Source organism: Paenibacillus provencensis (assembly GCF_042678545.1).
Lineage (GTDB): Bacteria > Bacillota > Bacilli > Paenibacillales > Paenibacillaceae > Paenibacillus > Paenibacillus provencensis.
On the sequence record NZ_JBHTKX010000001.1, the window covers coordinates 1,672,476 to 1,694,399 of the forward strand.

Sequence of the window (21,924 nt, forward strand, 5' to 3'; positions counted from 1 at the left end):
AACTAACATAGTTAAATCAATTCAATAAAATATCTATTCGAATGACTGGAGGGATTAATCGTGAACAATGAAATTATATCCTTGGAGGAAATTACCGAATTTAAGTCGTCATCAGAGGAATTCAGCCCTTATGCTTGGTATAAGGACAAGCTTATAAACGATCCTGTCAGCTATAATGAGGCGACCAATACGTGGAATGTATTCCGTTATAACGATGTAAAGAGAGTACTTAGTGATTATGAGCATTTCTCTAGCGTCAGAGTACGTACGACCATCAGTGTTGGCGCTGATGTCGACGAAGGCAAGCACTCCGGGAAATTCAATCTGATGACAGATCCTCCTGAACACAAAAAGAGCCGCTCCTTGCTCGCTGCCGCTTTTACGCCACGCAGTTTGAAGCTATGGGAGCCACGAATCAAGGAAATTGTAAGCGAGTTGATTGACTCTATGGAGGACAAGCCCGTTATTGATATTGTCGACGATTTTGCTAGTGCCCTGCCTACGATTGTCATTGCGGATCTGCTAGGCGTCCCTTCCAAAGACCGAATGTTATTTCAACAATGGGTGTATGATCTGTTTCTTCCGATGCCCAAAGAGAATCAAGATACGGTAAATGAACGTAAACGCAAAGCCGCCGTTGAATATTATTCCTATCTGTATCCATATGTGGTACAAAAAAGAGCCAACTTGTCAGATGATATCATATCTGATTTGATCCGGGCCGAAGTAGACGGAGATCAATTATCCGATGATGACATTGTAAGGACAACCATGTTTATTCTGGGTGCGGGCATTGAAACGACGAGTCATCTACTAGCCAATACGTTCTATTCCTTCCTTTATGATAACGATAAGATTTATGCAGAAGTACGAGAGAAACGAGAGCTGCTTCCCAATACGGTTGAGGAAATGCTGCGCTACCGGTTCAACATCGCGAAGATGGACCGCACGGTCAAAGTCGATAATAATCTGCTTGGTGTCGAGATGAAAGAAGGGGATGTTGTGGTTGCCTGGATGAGTGCTGCCAATATGGATGGTGAAGTATTCGAAGATCCGTTCACTTTAAATATTCATAGACCGAACAACAAGCAGCATTTAACCTTTGGCAATGGACCTCACTTCTGTCTTGGCGCACCGCTGGCGAGACTGGAAGCCAATACAGGGATCAGCATGTTCATGGATAAGTTTGCCCGCATCGAACCGATTCCAGGCTTCAATCTTGAAGCGAACCTGACGCCGTCCGCTGCAGGCAAAATGCTATCATCACTGCCGGTACGGGTATACAAAAAATAAGACTATTTCTGTCTGCTCATGCAATCTAATAATCAAGTAGGAGGGGCACCACCCCTCCTCTCACATCAACTAATATGCGGGTCCGCACTAGGACGATCCAAAAAAGTTAACAGATTCTGAGATAGTGAAGAAGCAAGCTTATCAGCCCTTCCCGCTCTCAGTAGGAATGTACATATTTTAAGTTTACTAACTAATACGTTTTATTCCCCTCCTCTATAGCTATAACTTCCCTTGCTGTTTCTATGAAAGATAATATGATGGGAGAAAGCCACTTGTCTTTATGCCATGCCATATGAGTATATACGTGCAAGTCCGGAATTTGCCATGGAAGAGCAACAAGTTCACCCCGTTCAACTTCGGCTTCCACGGTTATTTCGGGAAGAAAGGCAATGCCGATTCTCGCCATTGCACATTGTTTAATGGCTTCGGCATTTTGAAACTCCAAATAGGTAATATCATCAATCCCCTTTTTCTCAAACGAACGGTCAAACATGGTGCGATAGGTACAGCCTTTTTCATTGACCAGGAATACTTCTCCGTGAAAATCTTCCAGGTGTAGTACACTTCGTTCCGCGAGAGGATGGTCAGGGGCGACGAAAAAGCGGAAAGTTTCTTCCAGCAGCGCTTCCACTGTTAGCCCCGTTGAGAGAATGGTTTCATCCAGCATAAAAACGACATCCGCAGTTCCCTCAAAGAGCGTTTGCTTAAGTTCCTGATTAGGAACAGAGCGGAAGATGAGACGTACTCCTGGATAGCGCGAACGAAATTGCTGAAAAACAGTGGGAAGCCGGTAGGCGCACAGAACCTCGTTGGCGCTTATCGTCAGTGTGCCGCTTATTAGATTTTCATTTTCATGAACGTCACTCCTAGCTTCATCCAATTTGTCTAAAATACTTTGAACATGAGTTAGGAAGCGCATACCCGCTGTTGTGAGCATGAGTTGTTTGCCCAATCGGTCAAATAGACGAACCCCAAGCTCATCCTCCAATGCTTTGATCTGCATCGTGACGTTGGAGGGAACATAATTCAGAACCTCCGCAGCCCGACTGAAATTTAAAGTTGATGCAACCGTGCGAAACGTATTCAGTTGACGTAATTCCATCCTCCAGCCCCCACTTTACTTTCAATATTATTGAATACTGCTTTGAATTTTGTTCACTTTTATTGAGATTACCATAGCCCTATACTAACAACAACAAATGCATTTGTAATTTAAGGGTTCAAGATGAAGGGAGCAGTAATACAATGGATTACGAAGTTTTTGATCTGGGTAACGTTACTTTGCAATCAGGAGTGACACTACCGAACGCTTTTCTCGCTTATAAGACTTATGGGACATTGAACGAGAAGAAAGATAATGTTATTGTCTATCCTACAGCTTTTGGTGACCAACATTATCAGAATGAATGGTTAATTGGAAATGACATGGCACTAGATCCACAGAAATATTTTATTATTATTCCAAATCTGCTGGGAAACGGATTGTCTTCGTCTCCAAGTAACACACTTCCCCCTTTCGACCGGGGTCATTTTCCACAAGTCACCATCTACGACAACGTTAAATTCCAATATCGGCTGGTCACTGAAAAATTCGGCATTCAAAAAATTGCACTCGTAGTTGGATGGTCCATGGGCGGCATCCAGTCATTTCAATGGGCAGCTAGTTACCCCGACATGGTGGAACGAATTGCACCTTTCTGCGGAGCTGCAAAGACTTGGCCGCAAGCGTATGTGGTCCTTGACGGAATGAGGGCGGCGCTCATGGCTGCGATAGGCTTCGATCCAAATAAAATAAACCAGCTGACCTCTGCACACATGCGCACTGTTGGACGTGTTTATGCAGGATGGGGGCTATCACAGACGTATTACAGAGAGGAACTGTATCGTGATCTGGGATTTGATTCATTAGAAGAATTTGTGGTTGGCGTTTGGGAAGATAGCTTTATGAAGATGGATCCACACAATGTTCTCGCTATGTTATGGACAGGCCAAAATGCAGATATTAGTGTAAATCCTGTCTATAAAGGAGATTTCGATGAGGCGCTTCGAAACATTAAAGCACTAGCCTACGTCATGTCAGGGAGAACCGATCTCTTTTGCACTTCGGACGAGAACGAATACGAGGCTATGCTTATACCCAATGCTGTACTTAATCCCATTGAATCGATCTGGGGCCATTTTGCCGGTCGTGGAATTAACAATGTCGATAATAATTTTATAGATGTCAATTTAAAACGCATGTTATCACTTAATCCAAACAGATAAATAATCGTAAGTAATATAATAGCCTAATTTCTCTCCACTTGATTGAGAAATTAGGCTGTCCTCCTCTAGCTCTCCCCCATCGCTTTACGAACATCATAGTGCTGAAGGTCGATGTCCAGCTCCATTCCAAGTGCCAGCTTCGCAAGCTGGTTCCCGATATATGGGCCCATCGTAAGGCCAGAGGCACCGAGACCGTTCGCAGTGATTAAGCCATCCCAGCCTGGTACCTTACCGATGACAGGAAGAAAGCCGGGTGTAAACGGACGAAATCCAACTCTTACCTCCAGAACCGTACTATTGACGAGATCAGGCGCGAGCTCCAGCCCTTTGTTCAGTATTTCCTGCATACCTCCGGCGGTCACCCTGGTATCATAGCCCTCTATATCGTTCTCATGTGTAGCACCAATCACTATTTTTTGCTCATCAAAGGACAGCAGGTACTGATCCGTTGGCGGCATGACGACTGGCCAAGCACCGGTATCTTGATATTCCGAAACCCGTAAGTGCATAATCTGAGCTTTTTGGTAGCTTACTTTAAATTGAATCCCTAGTGGTGCAAATAAGGAATTCGCCCATGCTCCGGCACATACAATGACTTCATCGGCAGAATAACTTGTCTGATCAACGGAAACCCCTGTTACACGATTTGATTCATACTCCAGAACGGCGCCTCCGCGAATAAGTGTAGCCCCGTTCCGCTCCGCTGATCGAAGAAGCGCATCACGCAGCGCTCGTCCATCGACTCTGGCTCCCCCGCTGACATAAACGGATTGATATCCTTCTGCAAGCAGTGGAAAGAGCTCCTGAGTCTCCGTATCATTTTTGATCGTAACATCACCGATTTCGGGGGCATCGCCCTTCCGTGACTGCGCACGCTCCTCCATTTTGCTAATCTTCTCTGAATCCGTATGAATGCTTAGAACGCCTACTGCAGCATAACCTGTTTCTGTCTCTCCCTCTTTTTTTAAACTATCAATAAGTTCTGGATAATAACGGGCCCCGCCTTTCGCTAACTGGTACCAGGCTTGATTACGTCTCTGTGATAACCATGGGCATATAATGCCTGCAGCAGCATCGGTGGCCTGCCCTTCATCTTTGCGATCTACAATCAAGACCTCTGCTCCCAGCTTCGCTAATTGATAAGCGGTGGAAGCGCCTAATATTCCTGCTCCTACGACGATGACTTTCTTCATGCTTACATTCCTTTCATAAACCAATGTCTCCATTATATCGAATGTACGAAGAAAGTCTAAGTGTCCTGCAGCTTATAACTTCCAACCGGTGCTGAAGATATCATGTACAGTACTCCCTTCACAGCTTGCATTATCAATTGATCTAGTAATGTAATAACGAGAATACCTGTAATTTTTAATGTAATCGCTTTAATTTATATACTTCAGCCATGATATAATTGGATGAACAAACTATACAAAGGAGGAATACAGTGAAGATTATGAGTCAAGGCGCATACGATACAGGTACATATACCAATCTGTTTCAAAAGCTGGGTTATGACAAACAGCAAATTAATATGAAGCTTGAGGATACATGGAACGAACTGTTTTATGGAGATGAGAACACACGAATCTATTATCCTGTGGATGGGGACAAAGGCTATATACTTGATACCGGCAATCTCGATATTCGCTCTGAAGGCATGTCCTATGGCATGATGATGGCAGTACAGATGGACAAAAAAGAAGAATTCGATCGACTCTGGAATTTCTCTCACACGTATATGCAGCATACTGAGGGTCGATACAAGGATTATTTTGCGTGGCATTGCAAGCCTGACGGAACCCGCCTGTCACAAGGACCTGCACCTGATGGTGAGGAGTTTTTTGCCATGGCTCTGTTTTTTGCCTCAAACCGCTGGAGTGATGGCGTGGCTCCTTATGATTACAAGGTACAAGCAAGAAAGATCCTTCGAGCTTGCGTTCATCAAGGTGAAGATGGAGATGGTGATCCGATGTGGGATCCACATACCCGACTAATCAAGTTCGTACCGGAATCGTCATTCACCGATCCCTCCTATCACCTTCCTCACTTCTATGAACTATTTGCATTATATGCTGATGAAAGTGATCGACCCTTCTGGAAAGAAGCAGCGGCGGCAAGCCGAGCTTACCTGCATACAGCCTGTCATCCCTTAACCGGGCTTTCACCTGAATATGCAAACTATGACGGTTCACCAGCTCCGATTCAGCCGCATGGTGATTTTAGGCATTTCTACAGTGATGCCTACCGGGTTGCAGCGAACATAGCATTGGACTGGGAATGGTTTCGCAAAGATCAGTGGCAGGTTGAACAATCCAATCGGATTCAGTCCTTCTTCAGCGACATTGATGTGTCCGATTATCGTCGATATACCATTGAAGGACAGCCCTTCGATGAACCGTCATTACATCCTATAGGTCTGCTTGCTACCAATGCCATGGCATCACTGGCTGCCGACGGACCGCATGCTGACCTATTCGTCCGCCAATTTTGGAACACTCCTCTGCGTCAGGGTGAGCGTCGTTATTATGATAATTGCCTATATTTCTTCAGTCTTCTAGCCTTAAGCGGCAGATATCGTATATATTGACAATGAGCGTGGGAATTAGATCAACTAGTTAACGCCCTTATCTATTTCAAATGAATAAAACGTAATAACAAAGCAAAAAGAGGACTTCCCTGAACATCGATTCAGGGAAGTCCTCTTAATGCACAAGTTTTAATTGCTGACGGTAACAAACTTCCATTGTTGATTAAGTCCGCCCGTATCGTTTTGCTGGCCTTGTTCTGGTTGTCTTCATTGTAGTCATTATAATATAGCTTCACATCCCATTTCGGCTGCTCATCAGCACTTCCCGTGCAGCTAGATCCCATACTCGAACCAGTCAAAGTGTGCAGGGGAACGGCTTACCTGCCCATTACCGGTGGCATATAGCCCGATTACCGCGCCGGTGAAGCACATCTTATGCACAAAATCCTCCGGAGATATAGCTCGAGCAGAGCCTGTACCCAGGCTCATCCAGTTACTTCCATCTACCGAACAGGCTAATTGGTATTCCTTTTCTGTTGACTTAATTTGGAGTACTAGCTGCTCCTCTTCAGTCTCACTCTCATGCACGAATTTTGACTCTCCACGTACCGTCAATCGGGCAAAAATCACTTTGCGACCTTCAGACTGTCTTACACCGAGCTCATAGTGCGCATCCTCATCCCTACGAATGCACAGCCCTGCCTCTTCACCATCGGCGACCGGAACGAACGACATAGAAGCTCTAAAGATGGCCTGAAGATGCTGCTGCCTTCGCCCAACAAAAGAAATTTGACCAACGTCGCTAAGACTTGCCTTTTGGCCATAGAGTGTCAGGAACCCTGGCTTTTCCGAAAGAGTACAAGCACCCGTTGTTGGGTTGCGCACGAACATCCAGTGTGACCCTAGCTCTTCATTAAAGTCTTCCCGGCTCTGAACGTTTGCTGCATGGTTCTCTGGTATGGTAGGCACTGTCATCGGCAAGCGCTGAAGCTGAACGATCATATCCAGACTTACCGTTCCTTCATTGTTATCAATGTGCGGCCAGCCATCATTCCAAACGACCGGAGCAAGGAACGTTTCCCGTCCAAGCACACTGTAACCATCCTCGGTCAATCGAACCCCAAGGAATACGGCCCACCAGTCACCCTGATGATCCTCCACCAGGTCAGCATGTCCAAGGTACTGGATGGGATGATCCAAATTACGATGGGTAAGAATGGGCTCAGGATAGCGTTCGAACGGGCCGTAGGGATCATTGCTTCTGCCGATAATTTCACGGTGCTCCTTGGCTGTTCCACCGGAAGCAGACATCATATAATACAAGCCGTTAATTTTGTACAAATGCGGACCTTCGGTCCATGGTCCACCATCCCCATGCCAGACGACTTGTGGTTCGGAGAGCGCCTCCCCCGTTTCAATGTCGATCTCGTACTGAATGGCATGTGAATCGTAACCCGCGCCTTGTTGGGCGGTAACATACACTTTACCATCATCATCAAAAAACAAGGATGGATCAATTCCGCCATAAGGAATACGGATAGGGTCAGACCACGGTCCAGCAGGGTTCTTTGCCGTAACGTAGAAGTTGCCGATACCTCTCACTTCTGTCGTAATCATATAAAATGTGCCTTCATTGTAACGCAGTGCAGGGGCATAGATCCCGTCCGAGCTCTTCCGATCGGTCAAATCAAGCTGGCTGACTCGGTCTAATACGTTACCAATTTGTTCCCAATGAATGAGATCCCGGCTTCGAAAAATGGGTACTCCGGGGAAATACTCGAACGAACTACAAACAAGATAAAAATAATCTTCCGCCTTCACGATACTTGGATCCGGATAAAATCCGGGAAGGATCGGATTGGCATAGCGTAATGTTTGTGATTGATGATGTGGCATTTATTCCTTGACACTCCCAACATTAAGTCCAACGACAAAGTATTTTTGCATAAAAGGATATACGAACAAAATCGGTAAAGAAGCAACAATCGTAATTGCAGCCCGAATGGAAATTGGCGTTACCTGCGTTGAATTCTCCATTCCTATACCATTGGCTACTGAAGGATTACTGTTGGCATTCATGCTTGAGGACAACAGCTTCATTAATTCATATTGGAGAGTGCTCAGCTCTTGAACAGAGGACGTATAGAGAAAAGCATCAAACCAGGAGTTCCAAGCGCCAACTGCGACGAAGAGTGCAATGGTCGCGAGTACCGGCTTACACAGCGGGAAGATAATTCTCCAGAAAATCTTAAAGTCTCCCGCACCATCTATTTTCGCTGATTCAATCAAGCTTTCAGGGATCGTGTATATATAAGTACGAATAACAATCAAGTTGAATGCACTGATCAGCGAAGGTAAGACATACACCCAGAAGGAATTGATCAAATTCAGGTCCTTAATCAAGAAGTATCCTGGGATAAGCCCTGCATTGAAATACATTGTCAGCACAAAGATGGTCGTAATTGGCTTGCGGAAAATATACTCGCGGCGACTCAGCGTATAAGCCAGCATAGAGGTTAAGAAAATATTAAGCACAGTGGAAAGAACCGTTCGTGCAACAGAAATTATAAAAGCGTTGTAAATTGTACCTGACGCAAATACTGCTTTGTAATTCTGCAGAGTGAACTCACGGGGCCATAAATATAGTCCTCCTCGGATCGTGTCATTTCCAGCATTAAATGAGACAACAATCGTGTTCAAGAACGGGTACAATGTCACCATTACCAACATAATCATAAAGATAGTATTAAAAGTGTTGAACAGGAGCGGTTCAATGCCCCTGCTACCCGGACGTCGGACAGATAGTGATTCAAAATTTCCTGACAATGGTGTTTTTTTCATGATTATAACAGCCTCTCTTCCCCAAGCCGCTTGGCGGTCCAATTCGCTAAGAGCAAGATTGTAATGCTGACTACGGTCTTAAATATTCCTCCTGCAGTAGCCAATGAATAGTTGCCCTGCGCAATCCCATATTTGAGTACGAAGATGTCAATCGTTTCAGACCAGTCAACAACCAATCCGTTGCCTAGCAAATACTGAACCTCGAAGCCTGCTTCAAGAATATGCCCCGTTTGCATAATCAGCAGAATGACAATGGTAGGCTTAATTCCCGGCAAAGTGATGTTCCACATTTTTTGGTATCGATTCGCTCCATCAATATCGGATGCTTCATACAGCGCCGGATCAATGGATGCGATGGCTGCCAAATAAATAATTGTGTTCCAGCCGACTTCTTTCCAGATATGTGAACCCGCAACGACACCCCAGAAATACTTTCCTTCCGTCAGCCATAGAATAGGTTCCTTTATTAAGTTCAGCTTCATTAATATATCGTTGACAATGCCATCCGAAGCGAGCGATGTTGCCACGATGCCAGTAACGATAATCCATGATAAGAAATGGGGTAAATATGAGATTGTCTGTACTGTCCGCTTCCATATGACCTTTTTGATCTCATTTAGAAGGAGTGCCAAAATAATGGCAGTAACAAAACCTAAAATCAAGTTTATAATACTCATGGCGAGCGTATTTCTAAGCACGCGCAAGAAATTATCATCTGTAAACAAAAATTCAAAATGCTTAAATCCTACCCAGGTTTGCTGTGAAAAGCTTCTTGCAGGCTTATAATCCTGGAAAGCCATCGTCCAGCCCCAGATCGGCACATAAGCAAAGGTAATAATGTATGCAAGCAGAGGAACAGACATCCATATAAGCTGCCTCTGTGCTTTGATATTCTGCCAGGTCATTTTCCTAATTTTCGGTTTTTTCTTCGGTCTGTGTGGATCGGTTCTTACTACAATTTCCTCCATAATATCAAGCTCCCTATCCATCTTTATAATTGAACAAAAAATCAGGAAGGAAGAAGTACTTCCTTCCTGACGATATTTCTTTTACTCCACAGTCCAGTTATCAACTCTCCACTTCAAAACTTCATTGATGCGGTCTTCATAAGATTGGATGTCCAGCTTTTGAATTTGGGAAATGTATTCATTCCAAACACTTTCGAAATCTGATGTACTGGCAGCCAAAATCGCCCTCGGCAGATATTTGGTAGACAATTCATTCAGCTTCGTGTTCGCAATCTTAGCTGGAGAACCCTCAACAAGGTCAACAGACCACGCCGGGTAATAAATTGGATTCTCAGGTGGATCACTGAAGAAATCCACATAGCTGTTAAATCCATAAGCATCTAAAACTTCTTTATCAAACGGTCTCAGACTGGCTTGATATTCTTCTGGCTGATTACTTGCCGAGGTTGCATTACCATCACTGAAGTATCCTTCAATCTTCGGTGCAGTTGCATAGAATGCGTCCGCTTTGTTGGCCAGCTTCCATGTAGCATCTGCTGCGTTGTCACGCTGCTCCTGTGTTTTCATGAAACGTCCTTCATCATTGACATAATAGTCCTCGCCCTCGATGCCCCAAGTAAGTATTTTCTGCCATTCTTCTTCCATAAGTTTATCGAGCACTTTGATGATTTTGACTGGGTCTTCGGCACTCACGGTAATACCGAAGCCATTATTCAGATTCAGCGCTGCGCGGTCCCGGTAATAGTCTTTTATACTACTATCATAAACCAGCGGGAACCCTACATAAGTTCGCTCAATTTTACCTTGCGTTACAAGTGAATCTTCCGCGCTGCCAAAGTTCCAGTGTTGATCGAACATACCAAGCACTGCTCCACTGGACAATTTAGCCATGTACTGATCATAGTTCTGTGCAAACGCTTCCTTGTCAAGTAAGCCTTGTGCATTGATTTCATTTAGCTTCTGATAGTAATCTTTGGCATATTCCTTGTCAGCAAAAATCTCTGCAATACCGTCTTTTACTACCACACCACCATCGTTCGGATGACCGATCAGATGCTGTGGCGGATTCAGCAAGCCCCAGTTCTTCCAATCATAGTTTAGAACCTCAAAACCGATTGTCGGCTGGCCATCAATGGTTGGATACTTCTCTTTGTATCTTGCGATCAAGTCGAAATATTCGTCCAATGTTTTGGGTGTCGGATAACCAAACTCCTTCAACACCTCTTTCTGAATCCAAAATGCGGGACCACTATAGTAGGTGTCAGCCACTTCACCGTTATATGCACCGTAGTTAGGCAGGTAGTAGATATGTCCATCGTTTGGGTCCTTCATTTGATTCCAGTACTTTTCGTAATGCTTCTTCAAATTGGGTGCGTGTTCCTCAATTAAATCTTCAAGCGGAATAACCGAACCAGCTGCTGTTAGTTTGGTATCTGCTGAGATCAGATCAGGATAATCACCACCGGCAATCATTACGCCGAGTTTTTGGTTTTTGTCACCAGCCAAAAATTCGAATTTAAATGAAACGCCGAGCTCTTCCTTCATTTTCTTGTAAATCTTGTTGTCAGCGGTAGGCTGTTGTCCGGCCTCGCTCAGGAATACCGAGATTTCTATCGGATCATCAACCCCTACTTCACTTCCTTTTTCTCCGCTGTCTGATTCATTAGCACCGCCAGAACAACCGGCCAGCACAACGATCAGCGACAACAACAGTGTTGCTCCCGTGCGGAAAAACTTCTTTTTACTTTCCCCCATAAAGCACCTCCAAAGTTTGATCCTTCGTAATGTAAGCCCTTTCAATAGAACAATTTCATTATAAATTTCACGCCATTATGAAACTATATTCGAATTAAAGCTCTTTCCGAGAAAAGCTTAGGTATTCTTAGTCTTGTATTCATTGGGGGACATATTCAACCGTTTCTCAAAATGCTTTAAAAAAAGATGGTAACTGGAATATCCAACTTTTTCCGAAACCTCACTATTTTTGTATTGGTTCATCTGAAGCAGGCGACAAGCTTCCTTAATCCGCATATTATGAAGCAGTTCATTAAAGCCGATTCCATTTTTCCGAATCAGCAATTGACCCAAATAAGCGGGATGCAGAAAGAAACGTTCCGCCAGCTTTTTAATGGTTAATCCCTCGCGGTAATGTGTATGAATATAATCATTGATATCTTGGACAATTCCTAGTGCTTCGCACGCGTTCTCCTTAAGCAACAGCTCGAAGCAGACACGTCCGCATGATTGAAGAATAGCAATCAAATCGTTGAGAGTCAGCAGAACTTCATCTAGATTTGGGATTTCGAACAGAAGGTTCGAATCCTCCGCCAGCTGGTCCCCCATATATGCACGAATTTCATGGAGTAAGTAAATGACGAATTTACGGGCTTCATCCGGATGAAGCCGTATTTTCCGAAAGGATTGTTCAATAAATACCACTACGGACTGGTAAGCGTCATGATCAATAAGTTGAAGTGCTCCCAGTATTCTTTCCAGTATTTGTACCTGATCGTAATGCCATTGAAAATCATGATCCTTGAGCGTCTTATAATCTATAATTAAGTTCTTATCCGATTCATAAAAGGCATGTAGGAGCGCTTTCTCCGCTGTTGCTCGGGAGTGGCTGATACGAGTGAGAGATGTTTCGGCTTCTCCAATCGCGATAAATGCACGAAAGCCCGCCAGATGGCGAGCCATTTCCTCTAGTTGCTTTCTATCAATACCTCCTGTTTCCTGGCCTGTAAAGTCTGAATCGTTAAACACGATGGAAACCAAATCATCTCGCAAGCGAATCATATACACGGCTTTAGATCCGTTAAGACATTCTGCAGCAATATTACTCCATCGCCCATAATCTTCCCCAGACACCTGAACCAGGCATACATTCCAAACATCCGATGTTTGTGATAGGGACTCCATTAAGCAATTTGCTTCCGAGGACAGATCTTTGCTTTTCAATGCCTCTTTCATCATTAAATGCTCCCGCTCTCTCCGAGCAACCTGTTCAATATGAAGCTGCTTCTGCTCCTTGATCAGTTCTTGTCCCATTTGACGGATTTCAAGCTCCGCCTGTTCCTCATCCAGTGGTTTTAGCAAATAGTGGGAAACTCTAAATTTAAGTGCTTTTCGAGCATAATAAAAATCGCTGTATCCTGTAAGAATAATGAATCTGGTTGACTGGTTGCCTCTGAGTCTCCATGCCTCAATCATCTCTAGGCCATTCATTACAGGCATATGTATATCGACCATGACAAGATCGGGCTCCAGCTTCTCCATTTGTTGCAAGCCTTCAGCACCGTTTGTGCAGACCCCACACACTTCAAAGCCAAGATTCTCCCATGGTATCCACAACTGCAGGCCCTCGAGCGCCAAGGGCTCATCATCAATCAACAGTACTTTAAATGCCATGTTCCACGCCTCCTTCTTCACCCTGTCGTTCCAACAGATGCAACGGAATTTCGAAGGACACCTCAGTCCCCTCCCCAAGTCTGCTCACCAGGTCAAACCTCACTTTATCGTCATAGTACAGTTCAAGACGGCGATATACATTACGCATCCCAATATTGTATCCTTCACTCTCTTCCTTTCTTCGCATATGATCCAAAACCGATTGCAGTCGCTCCTGGTCCATCCCCTTACCATTGTCGGATACAACAACGCGCAGATGCTCGTTCACGATTCCAGCCCGAATCGTCACGATGCCAAGGCCCTCAATGGCTTGTATTCCATGTTTGCATGCGTTCTCTGCTAATTGCTGAATACTCATTTTCGGTATTTTATATAGCTTTGCCTCGTCGGTAATGTCAATATGATATTCAAACTTGTCCCGAAAACGGAATTTCTCAATCCCCAAGTACATGATTGTAAAACTCATTTCTTCCTCCAGAGTGACCACATCGTCCTTCCAATTCAACAGGCGACGAAGCAGCTTGGACAGGTCCTTAATTATATCCTTGACCTCCACATAATTATTTTTGGCACTTACCACAAGCAACGCATTCAGCGTATTGAATAAAAAGTGGGGGTTCATCTGGCTTTGCAGCATATAAAGCTCGGCACGGATACGTTCAGCCTCCTGGCTTCGTTGCTGAATTTCAAGCTTGTATACGTTATTGATCAATGACTTTATTTGAACAGTCATCATATTGAAGTTGCAAATTAAATGACCAATCTCGTCTTGCCCACCGTCAATATTGATCAGCTCAAATTTCTCATTCCCCACCTTTTTCATGTGTCTAGATAATCGCTTTACGCGATGATTGTAGGAGCGCAGCATGACATAGATGAAAATGGAAGTGATTAGGGTAATTATCCCAGCCAGCATTCCGAAATAGAGCTGCATAGATAGCATCGCTTCCTTGACATGTGTTCCCTGAGGCAAACCAATCAACTTCCAGCCTTTAACATAGCTGGCACTTCCTATTGGAACAATATGTATATCTTTATCTGCCATCTTACTTGCATCGAACAATGAATATTGGCTGTCAACCTCTCCATGAAATTTATCATCCGCAGACACAATGATTTGATTCTGGTCATTAACAAGATACAACTCAAGAGAATTTTTTTCTCTTGCAATCACATCATAGAATCGGTTGAGGTAAAAATCGATGCGTACCAGCTTCTGATAAGAGCTGTGTGCATAGTAATAGTCCATTTTTTCAATTATGCTTAAATACGAGGAGGTCGCAGCACGATTGTTGACCGCCTGATCACGATATGCGACTACTCTTAGAGATTCCCCCGCCGCTTTCCACTGCTGATACCAGCCACTGGAATGCATTGTACTATCCAGAAAATAATAATCCCCACCGGGGACTATGGTTGGATTGTCGGTGTATATGCCGATACGCTGAATTTGGTTATTTGTCGGAATATAGGAAGTCACTCGATGGCGGAGCATATCATCAAATGTGCTGTAGAAATCCAGCTGTCCATCATAGTCCCGATCCATGGATTCGGTCAATAATTTGTCTGTGATCAATGCATGACTCACAGCAATACCACCATCAATCATTGAATGGATGTCTTTTCTTGCGCGCTCCAATGATATTTTCAAATTCTGCTCCTCTCGTTCCTTGATTAGCTCAGACATACGATCCATGAACAAATAATAGCTCGCAAAGATGGGAAGTAAAATTCCAATTAGAAATATCAGCATGAACTTATAGTTCAATGGAATATCATTTACAATGCTGCGGACACGGAGTTTTGAGAACATGTTTGTCATCACCATCCTTCGTTCATGCTTCTTATCTTCCAACGTCTTATTGCTGTTTTCTATACTGTGAAGGTGCCATGCCCGTCATTCGCTTGAACTGACTTATAAAATAGTCGGCACTCAGATAACCCGAATGTACCGCAACGTCAGCAATGCTTATATTGGTTTGACGCAACAAACGTTTTGCCTCCTCAATCCGCTTATCATTCAAATACTCCCGAAAAGCCTTACCTGTCTGCTGTTTGAATGCTTGCCCCAAATAGTTGGCATTCATATGAAATTTATTTGCCAGCTCCTGGAGCTGCAACTTTTGACGGAACTCCTGATTGACATACTGTTCCACCTGAAAAATCGTGTTGCATTCCTTTTGTTTTCGTTGTTCCTGGAGCGTCTCCATAGCTTTAAAGCTCAGCTTAAGCCCATAATCCCGAAACTCAGGATATGTGTGTATTCCAGTAATGTCGGATGCCATATTTTTAACATATAACAAAAAGTTGCCAACATCTCCTTTCAGTTCCTTTAAATGTCTTAGAATTCTCATTTCAAGAGCAATTAATTGAACTCGGACGTGTTCTATATTTGACACTGCTAGCTCGGAGTCAGGATTAGCAAGCATCGCTTGCATCTTTCCTTCCACCCTGTCCTGTTCGCCTAATAAAATAACTTGCATTAGTTCGGTCAAAGCTTTTTGATTTACTTTAGCCATGCTTTCATTCTGTGGTAAATCCCCTTGATTTACAAAGCCCGCCTCACAATGATAGCGTTTCCATTTTAATGCGAATAGAGCTTTTTCATATGCTGAGCGCATGCCGTATACTCCGCCTGATTTATGTCCAAATGCCACAATAATTGAGGCACGATCAGAATATAATTCAGATAGACCTTTGCCCAACGCCTCAAGCCGCTTCAGAGAATCATTTATGTCGGCAGCAAACACTCCGATATTGCCTTCCACATCTGCAAAAAGTTTAGAACAATAGATGCCAGAACAACTATGCAATTGCTCTTTCACGTCTTCAATACTGGCATCCGTTGAAACCAGAAGACAGGCCACGTTCTCATGACCCTCCATTCGAAGAGCTCTGCTTACTTCGTCTTGCAGATCACTGCTGTCATCTCCTTGAAGCAGGCGATTGAACAAACAATTTACATATAAGTCATGTTCACGTTGATACATTTCCGCTGAAACGTGCTCCTCCAACATCTTACGCCGGATCAAATCTAATACAGTTTCAATCTCGATTTCATCAATCGGCTTGAGCAAGTAATCCTCAACACGTTGCTCCAGAGCTATTTTCGCATACTCAAAGCTATCATAGCCGCTTAAAATGACAAATCGAGGTGGTCTGTCGAGCACTTGTCTAGAACGATCTATCAGTTCAAGGCCATTCACTGAAGGCATTTGAATATCCGTGAACACGAGATCCGGCTGAAGTTTTTCAATCATGGCCCAAGCGACATTTCCATTCTCAGCCTCTCCACAGATTTGGAAACCGTATTTGTCCCAGTTTACCATGGTTCGCAAGCCCTCCAGCACCCACGGCTCGTCATCGACCAATAATACATCCAACATTCATATTTCCCCTTCCTATTGAATGAAGATTGTATCGTGTTTGTAAGCGCATCAAACATAAGCGTTTTTCGAATCTTAGAAAAGTGTATCTCTATAATTATCTATAGCTTTTATCTACTCCATAATAAACAAAAATTTATATAGGATCCAAATCTTTACCTTTTTAGAGGACATAAGGAGGTTAATGTAGCAGCAAAAAATTATTGTCCTTGCTGAGGTTTGTACAAATGATATGCTTTTGATATCCGAATATTCCAATGAGTACTGCTATTCCACTTTCCACTCTACTTACACATAATAAAGCCCCTTTCTTCTACAAAGTCAAGTCCATCCTTTAACTCCCATATACCTCACTCAGATTGCCTGCCTGATAATAGGGGTATTCCAGCTTCTGTTGCACAAGCAAAGCGGTTTCTGTATTCGTAAGCCACTCGATCATATACAATCCCAAATCTATAGAGGCCGTTACTCCACCACCGGTGATAACTCCCTCATCTCTTACGACTCTCGCTTCAATAACTTCCTTGCAGTACGGAGCCAGTAGTTCATAAGCTGAAGAGTTCGTGGTTGCTCTCCTTCCCTCAAGGAAACCCGCAGCTCCAAACAATAAGGCACCTGTGCAGACAGATACCTTATATGGAACATGCTTCGCAGTCCGAATCCAATCAATAAAGGAATGATCGTGACGAAGCTCTCTTGTAGACATGCCGCCAGGAACGAAGACAAGATCAAACTTACCTAAATCCGGGTTTATTTCATTCACTTTCATTGTCAGCCCCCGATCATCCGTCACCTCCTCCTTATCCGAACAGAAGGTCCAGGATACGTTCTCTTTCGCCTTAAGTATCCCTAACCAGGTGATAGCTTCGTAAAATCCCGTAAAATCCATGCTTGTCATACCGTTGAATAGTACAAATGCGATCCTCATTTTTTCCACCCGTCCTTTTTTATTCGTGAATTACGCATATCAGGTTTCTATGAGTATACCTGTAAGCGTCTTCCTTTCCTATCCTCCATTCAGAGCGTTCTATGATCAATTATGCAGATCAAACGAAGAACAATGAAACAAAACTTGAATTATACTCAAGCCATGATATGAAAATAGACATAACCTCATCCTCAGTAGTCTAAAATTTCACTAAATGGAGGTTATGTCATCATACCTTTTTATGAAATTCGTGCTGGTGATTTGATTATAAGGCTCACTGCTCGTAATGGATACAAGAACGAACGATGGATGCTATGCCAGACCCCTCATCTGTTATGTTGGGAGTTACACGAATGGTCTCCATTTGATGTCCTCTCGCCTTTAGCACAAGCTTATCCACTTCAAGCTGCTGCTCCGTTCACATTCAAGGCTGCGAGCTCCCGGTTACTGCTCACCAAGGCAATCGAAGAACTCGGGTTCAGAGCCAACACTTCCGCTTAAAATATGAACTGGCGTATACCATGCAGCCTCCTCAAGTGTAAGCTGTTTGCTCCAACTATACGTTAGTTTACATAATATTAATTACGGAAAATAAATGTCATTACTAACATCATTGCATCTCTACTACTTCCACAAGCCAATTCAACATAAAACAGTGCGACCTTTGTAAGATCACACTGTCCAACAACATACTTCACATATATAAAATCCGTTTGCTGTGATTAAACTTTCTATCTCTTATTTAGTTCTAATGTGTTTGCTAAACCAGCAACATCAAGCCCATCCACACTAAAAGCACTTCGAACAAGCTGAGGAAGTATGAATTCATCATACTTTCCTAAGTAAGGCGCTTCATCCGGCTCCAGCAATAAGCTGGGATCTTCAAGATTTGACAGTTCGTCGATGATCGCTTGATGCGTGGTAATCGGATCTGTCTTGCCGGAAACTACCATATAATACGGTTCCATTGGAACGATGGAACGTAAATTCAAACGATGGGATAAATTATGCTTAAGCAGCCGCTCTAAGGTGCGAAACTGCTTGCTGCCCGCCCACGGCAGGATGAAGAGTGAATCCCCTCCCGCAGGTATAATGATGCTGCTCAGTAGTCCACTCTCCCGGGCCAGTCTTCGAGCACGCTCCAGACGGTTCACTGCGCCTGCCGCCAGATAAGGGTAAATGGTGCTGCCCGCCAATACCTCTCTCATCTTCTGCATGACTTTGGTGTGGATGTCTCCTCCAGCACCTAGCCATAGCGTATCAACTTTACCCTTAGCTGATTTAACATAAAGTGCTTTATGCTTCGCATCCACTTCTTCGACCTTCCACAGCTTACCTGCTAAAGAGAAACAATAGCCTGGAGGCGGCACCGTTGTAATCGAACCGATTTCTTCCGAGCCATTATAAACAACATGCTCCTCATCATCTTTGAATACAGCGTAAAAACGGTAATTGTTCACAATCTTCTCGCCGCCCAGTCCAATGATGAGGCTTCCCTCCTCTGTACGCTGAATATGATCCGTCTCCAGAAGATACGTAAGAAATTGTTTATACTCATTCGTGGAAATCTCTCTAAAGGAGGGCAATGAAAGTACATGTCTAGCGAGCTCGGCCGGGGTGGCTTCCCCCATGCTTTTTAGCGTACTCATCGTCTGATGATACAGGACACCGACCGGCTTCTTTCGAACGGCCACGGGCTCCACCCACTTGTCCCGCAGATACAATTCGATGACAGCTATGGCACGAAGCAGTGTCCAAGGCATCCGGGCAGGAAGCTGCGCTTCTTCATCTTCTTCCTCAGGAATAAGGAACATCATCTCGGACGCTTGATCCTCTCTACGACCTGAGCGACCCAGGCGCTGAACGAAGCTGGAACTGCTGTATGGAGCTCCGAGCTGAATCACTCGTTCCAGTTCACCAAGATCAATGCCAAGCTCTAATGTAACCGTCGCGGCAGCAACCGCGGGTTCCTGCCCTGTCTTTAGAGCAGCTTCGGCCTCTTCTCGCAGCATGGCGGAAATGCTGCCATGATGGACGTGGAATACATCTCGCTGCTCCCGTTTGGCGGCAATCCGCCTAAGCTCCAGGGTAGTGAGTTCCGCGTCCGATCTGCTATTGGTGAATACGAGCGCCTTCTTCAGATGAGTCACGTCGTAAATATATTGATGATATGCCTGCTTAGCCAGCTCCAATTGCTCTGCCTGCTTCTCATCCCGGGCATCCGGCAGGGAGAAATGCTCAACAGACAACCTCAGCTTTCTCCCTCCTTGAGGAGAGATCACCTCGGTAGAATTTGTCGTCCCAGCGCCTAGCCATCCTGCAGCCGATTCATAATCGCTTAAGGTTGCAGACAGACCGATACGACGTGGCGAGCAGGAAGCCATCCGCTCTATTCTTGTCATCTGACTTAGAACCTGTATTCCACGATCGGCTCCCATGAAGGCGTGAACCTCATCGATGATAATGTATCTCAAATCATGAAAAAGGGCGGGAATTGCGTTTGGCCGATTCATAAGCAAGCCTTCTAATGATTCCGGCGTGATTTGCAACACACCTGAAGGCTTCTGCATCAGCTTGGTCTTCTCTGCCTGAGAGACATCCCCATGCCAATGCCACACCGGCACGTTGCCTTCCTTCAACAGATCGCTAATTCGCTCGAACTGGTCGTTAATCAGTGCCTTTAACGGTCCAATGTACAGTATACCTACTGATTCTGGAGGACGATTATGCAGCTCCGTTAGTGCAGGGAAAAACGCGGCTTCCGTCTTCCCTGAAGCCGTACCGGAAGCAATCAGCAAATGATTCGGTGTGTCAAAGATAACACGGCAGGCTTCCACTTGTGCTTCACGAAGGGTATCCCACCGCTTCTTGTATATAAATTCTTGAATGAAGGGAGCCAGACGTGTAAACGGATTGGGTGACCGGTTCAAGCTCATAGGTCAAACTCCGCGAGGAAGTCATCCAGAGCATCAGAAGGACGTTGTTCCTTTGAAGGCAGGGTTCTGGACCCAGATCCAGCACTATTTCCACTTTCCTGTCCACGATCCGTCAGCAGCTCATCAAAAGTCGTTTCCGGATGCTGATGCAGTGTGTGAAGCAGGTCCATAAAATCACGGACCACCTCCCGTGTCGTTAGCAGCTGTTCCGCTCCCAATCTGCCAACTGCAGCCTGCATAAAGGCAATTAGCTGCTCATTGGACAGCTCGGCTTCATATTGGAAATGCATCGCATGAATTTCACGCAATTTTTGCAGCAAGATAAGTATTTCTTCATTAGACAGCATCTCTAGCTTAAGAATAGGGGAAGTGTATGTCTTCAATACGCCTCCGCCATATCGTCCGTCGATTAGACGAGATCGCAGTGCTTCATAGCTGAACAGCCCTCTTCGCTCATCTTCAACAAACTGAGGCGTACCACCCATATATATACCTAAATGCTCCGCTTTTCCCTGCATCGTATCGTTAAACATCGTGAGCAGCTTCTCGTAGTTGCTGTGCCGGGATATACTGTTCGTAATTTTGTACAGATTCACACCCTCATCAATAAATAGCAGCAGACCCTTATAACCAATCTTGGAAATAAACTCGCTCCACAGCTTCATATAATCATACCAATTGTCATCATCTATAATGACAGATACGCTGAGCTCCTTGCGGGCTTCTGTTTTGGTCGCATACTCACCGCGCAGCCAGCGAAGTGAAGCGCCCTTAAGATCATCATCCCCCAGCTTGTAACCAGTCCAATAGGCAGCCAGTACTTTGGCAAAATCAAATCCGTGCACCAGGTTCTGCATTTCACCAGCGACAGCATAGATCCGGACCTCAACCTTCTGACTGATCGCAGGATCATCCGGCATTAGTCCGGAGCTTATCATCACATCCTGCTGGATCGCAGCGATCCATTTCTGCAGTATGGTCTCCAGCGCGCCGCCATCAGGACGGGTCCGGGTCGATAGATGAGTCATCAGTTCCCGATAAGTGGCAAGTCCCTGCCCTTTCGTACCGACCAGACGACGCTCCGGGGACAGATCCGCGTCAGCCACGACAAAATCACGGTCCATGGCATAATTGCGTATCATTTGAAGCAAGAAGCTCTTCCCACTCCCGTATCTTCCCGTAATTAAACGGAAGGCAGCGCCGCCTTCGGCAATATTGTCCATATCTCTTAAGATCGATTCGACCTCAGGTTTACGTCCAACGGCAATATGTTCAAGTCCGACTCTGGGTACTACTCCTGCAGTTAACGAGTTTACAAGCGCCGTCGTCAGACGTTTTGGTATTTTCATTGATTTCATTTTCGTTATTACCC

General features: G+C 44.6%; 15 protein-coding genes. 3 read left to right on the plus strand and 12 right to left on the minus strand.

What is annotated here, in order from left to right:
• Positions 1-60: 60 nt before the first annotated feature.
• Positions 61-1,293 (plus strand): cytochrome P450, encoded by a 1,233-nt coding sequence (locus tag ACFQ3J_RS08000; RefSeq protein WP_251583651.1) that lies wholly within the window; start codon positions 61-63, stop codon positions 1,291-1,293.
• A gap of 190 nt (positions 1,294-1,483) precedes the next feature.
• Here the strand turns inward: ACFQ3J_RS08000 and ACFQ3J_RS08005 are convergent, their stop codons facing one another.
• Positions 1,484-2,395 carry a LysR family transcriptional regulator gene (locus ACFQ3J_RS08005; RefSeq protein ID WP_251583650.1) on the minus strand — a complete coding sequence of 304 codons (912 nt, stop codon included), beginning with the start codon at positions 2,393-2,395 and terminating at the stop codon, positions 1,484-1,486.
• A gap of 143 nt (positions 2,396-2,538) precedes the next feature.
• Between ACFQ3J_RS08005 and ACFQ3J_RS08010 the strand changes: the two genes are divergently transcribed.
• Positions 2,539-3,558, plus strand: a complete 1,020-nt coding sequence (locus ACFQ3J_RS08010; protein WP_251583649.1) for an alpha/beta fold hydrolase — start codon at positions 2,539-2,541, stop codon at positions 3,556-3,558.
• A gap of 65 nt (positions 3,559-3,623) precedes the next feature.
• On the opposite strand, the gene ACFQ3J_RS08015 is transcribed toward ACFQ3J_RS08010, so the two are convergent.
• Positions 3,624-4,751, minus strand: a complete 1,128-nt coding sequence (locus ACFQ3J_RS08015) for an NAD(P)/FAD-dependent oxidoreductase (protein WP_251583648.1) — start codon at positions 4,749-4,751, stop codon at positions 3,624-3,626.
• 260 nt (positions 4,752-5,011) lie between these two features.
• Here ACFQ3J_RS08015 and ACFQ3J_RS08020 point away from each other — a divergent pair, with 260 nt between their 5' ends.
• Complete coding sequence (locus ACFQ3J_RS08020; RefSeq protein WP_251583669.1) at positions 5,012-6,145, plus strand: glycosyl hydrolase family 8; 1,134 nt, start codon at positions 5,012-5,014, stop codon at positions 6,143-6,145.
• 273 nt (positions 6,146-6,418) lie between these two features.
• Here ACFQ3J_RS08020 and ACFQ3J_RS08025 read toward each other — a convergent pair whose 3' ends face one another.
• From ACFQ3J_RS08025 to ACFQ3J_RS08070, 10 genes are all read right to left on the minus strand, one after another.
• Complete coding sequence (locus ACFQ3J_RS08025) at positions 6,419-7,981, minus strand: glycoside hydrolase family 43 protein (RefSeq protein WP_251583647.1); 1,563 nt, start codon at positions 7,979-7,981, stop codon at positions 6,419-6,421.
• Complete coding sequence (locus tag ACFQ3J_RS08030) at positions 7,982-8,821, minus strand: carbohydrate ABC transporter permease (protein ID WP_379293284.1); 840 nt, start codon at positions 8,819-8,821, stop codon at positions 7,982-7,984.
• Positions 8,822-8,928: 107 nt separating this feature from the next.
• Entirely contained in the window at positions 8,929-9,894 is a 966-nt protein-coding gene (locus tag ACFQ3J_RS08035) for an ABC transporter permease (protein WP_251583646.1), read from the minus strand.
• An 81-nt stretch (positions 9,895-9,975) separates the two neighbouring features.
• Entirely contained in the window at positions 9,976-11,649 is a 1,674-nt protein-coding gene (locus ACFQ3J_RS08040) for an ABC transporter substrate-binding protein (RefSeq protein WP_091155986.1), read from the minus strand.
• Between the two features lie 117 nt (positions 11,650-11,766).
• Positions 11,767-13,302 (minus strand): response regulator transcription factor, encoded by a 1,536-nt coding sequence (locus ACFQ3J_RS08045; protein WP_251583645.1) that lies wholly within the window; start codon positions 13,300-13,302, stop codon positions 11,767-11,769.
• The gene (locus ACFQ3J_RS08050; protein ID WP_251583644.1) at positions 13,292-15,115 is read right to left on the minus strand and encodes a sensor histidine kinase; all 1,824 of its coding nucleotides are present in this window, start codon (positions 15,113-15,115) and stop codon (positions 13,292-13,294) included. Before ACFQ3J_RS08050 ends, ACFQ3J_RS08045 begins: the two co-directional genes overlap by 11 nt.
• 46 nt (positions 15,116-15,161) lie before the next feature.
• The gene (locus ACFQ3J_RS08055; RefSeq protein WP_251583643.1) at positions 15,162-16,688 is read right to left on the minus strand and encodes a response regulator transcription factor; all 1,527 of its coding nucleotides are present in this window, start codon (positions 16,686-16,688) and stop codon (positions 15,162-15,164) included.
• Between the two features lie 334 nt (positions 16,689-17,022).
• On the minus strand, positions 17,023-17,616 hold the full coding sequence (locus ACFQ3J_RS08060; protein WP_091155978.1) for a DJ-1/PfpI family protein: 594 nt from the start codon (positions 17,614-17,616) through the stop codon (positions 17,023-17,025).
• A 731-nt stretch (positions 17,617-18,347) separates the two neighbouring features.
• A complete protein-coding gene (locus tag ACFQ3J_RS08065) occupies positions 18,348-20,552 on the minus strand; it encodes a DEAD/DEAH box helicase (protein ID WP_251583642.1) in 2,205 nt (734 codons plus the stop codon).
• Positions 20,549-21,910 (minus strand): ATP-binding protein, encoded by a 1,362-nt coding sequence (locus ACFQ3J_RS08070; protein ID WP_251583641.1) that lies wholly within the window; start codon positions 21,908-21,910, stop codon positions 20,549-20,551. The genes ACFQ3J_RS08065 and ACFQ3J_RS08070 overlap by 4 nt, the downstream gene beginning before the upstream one ends.
• Between the last annotated feature and the right edge of the window lie 14 nt (positions 21,911-21,924).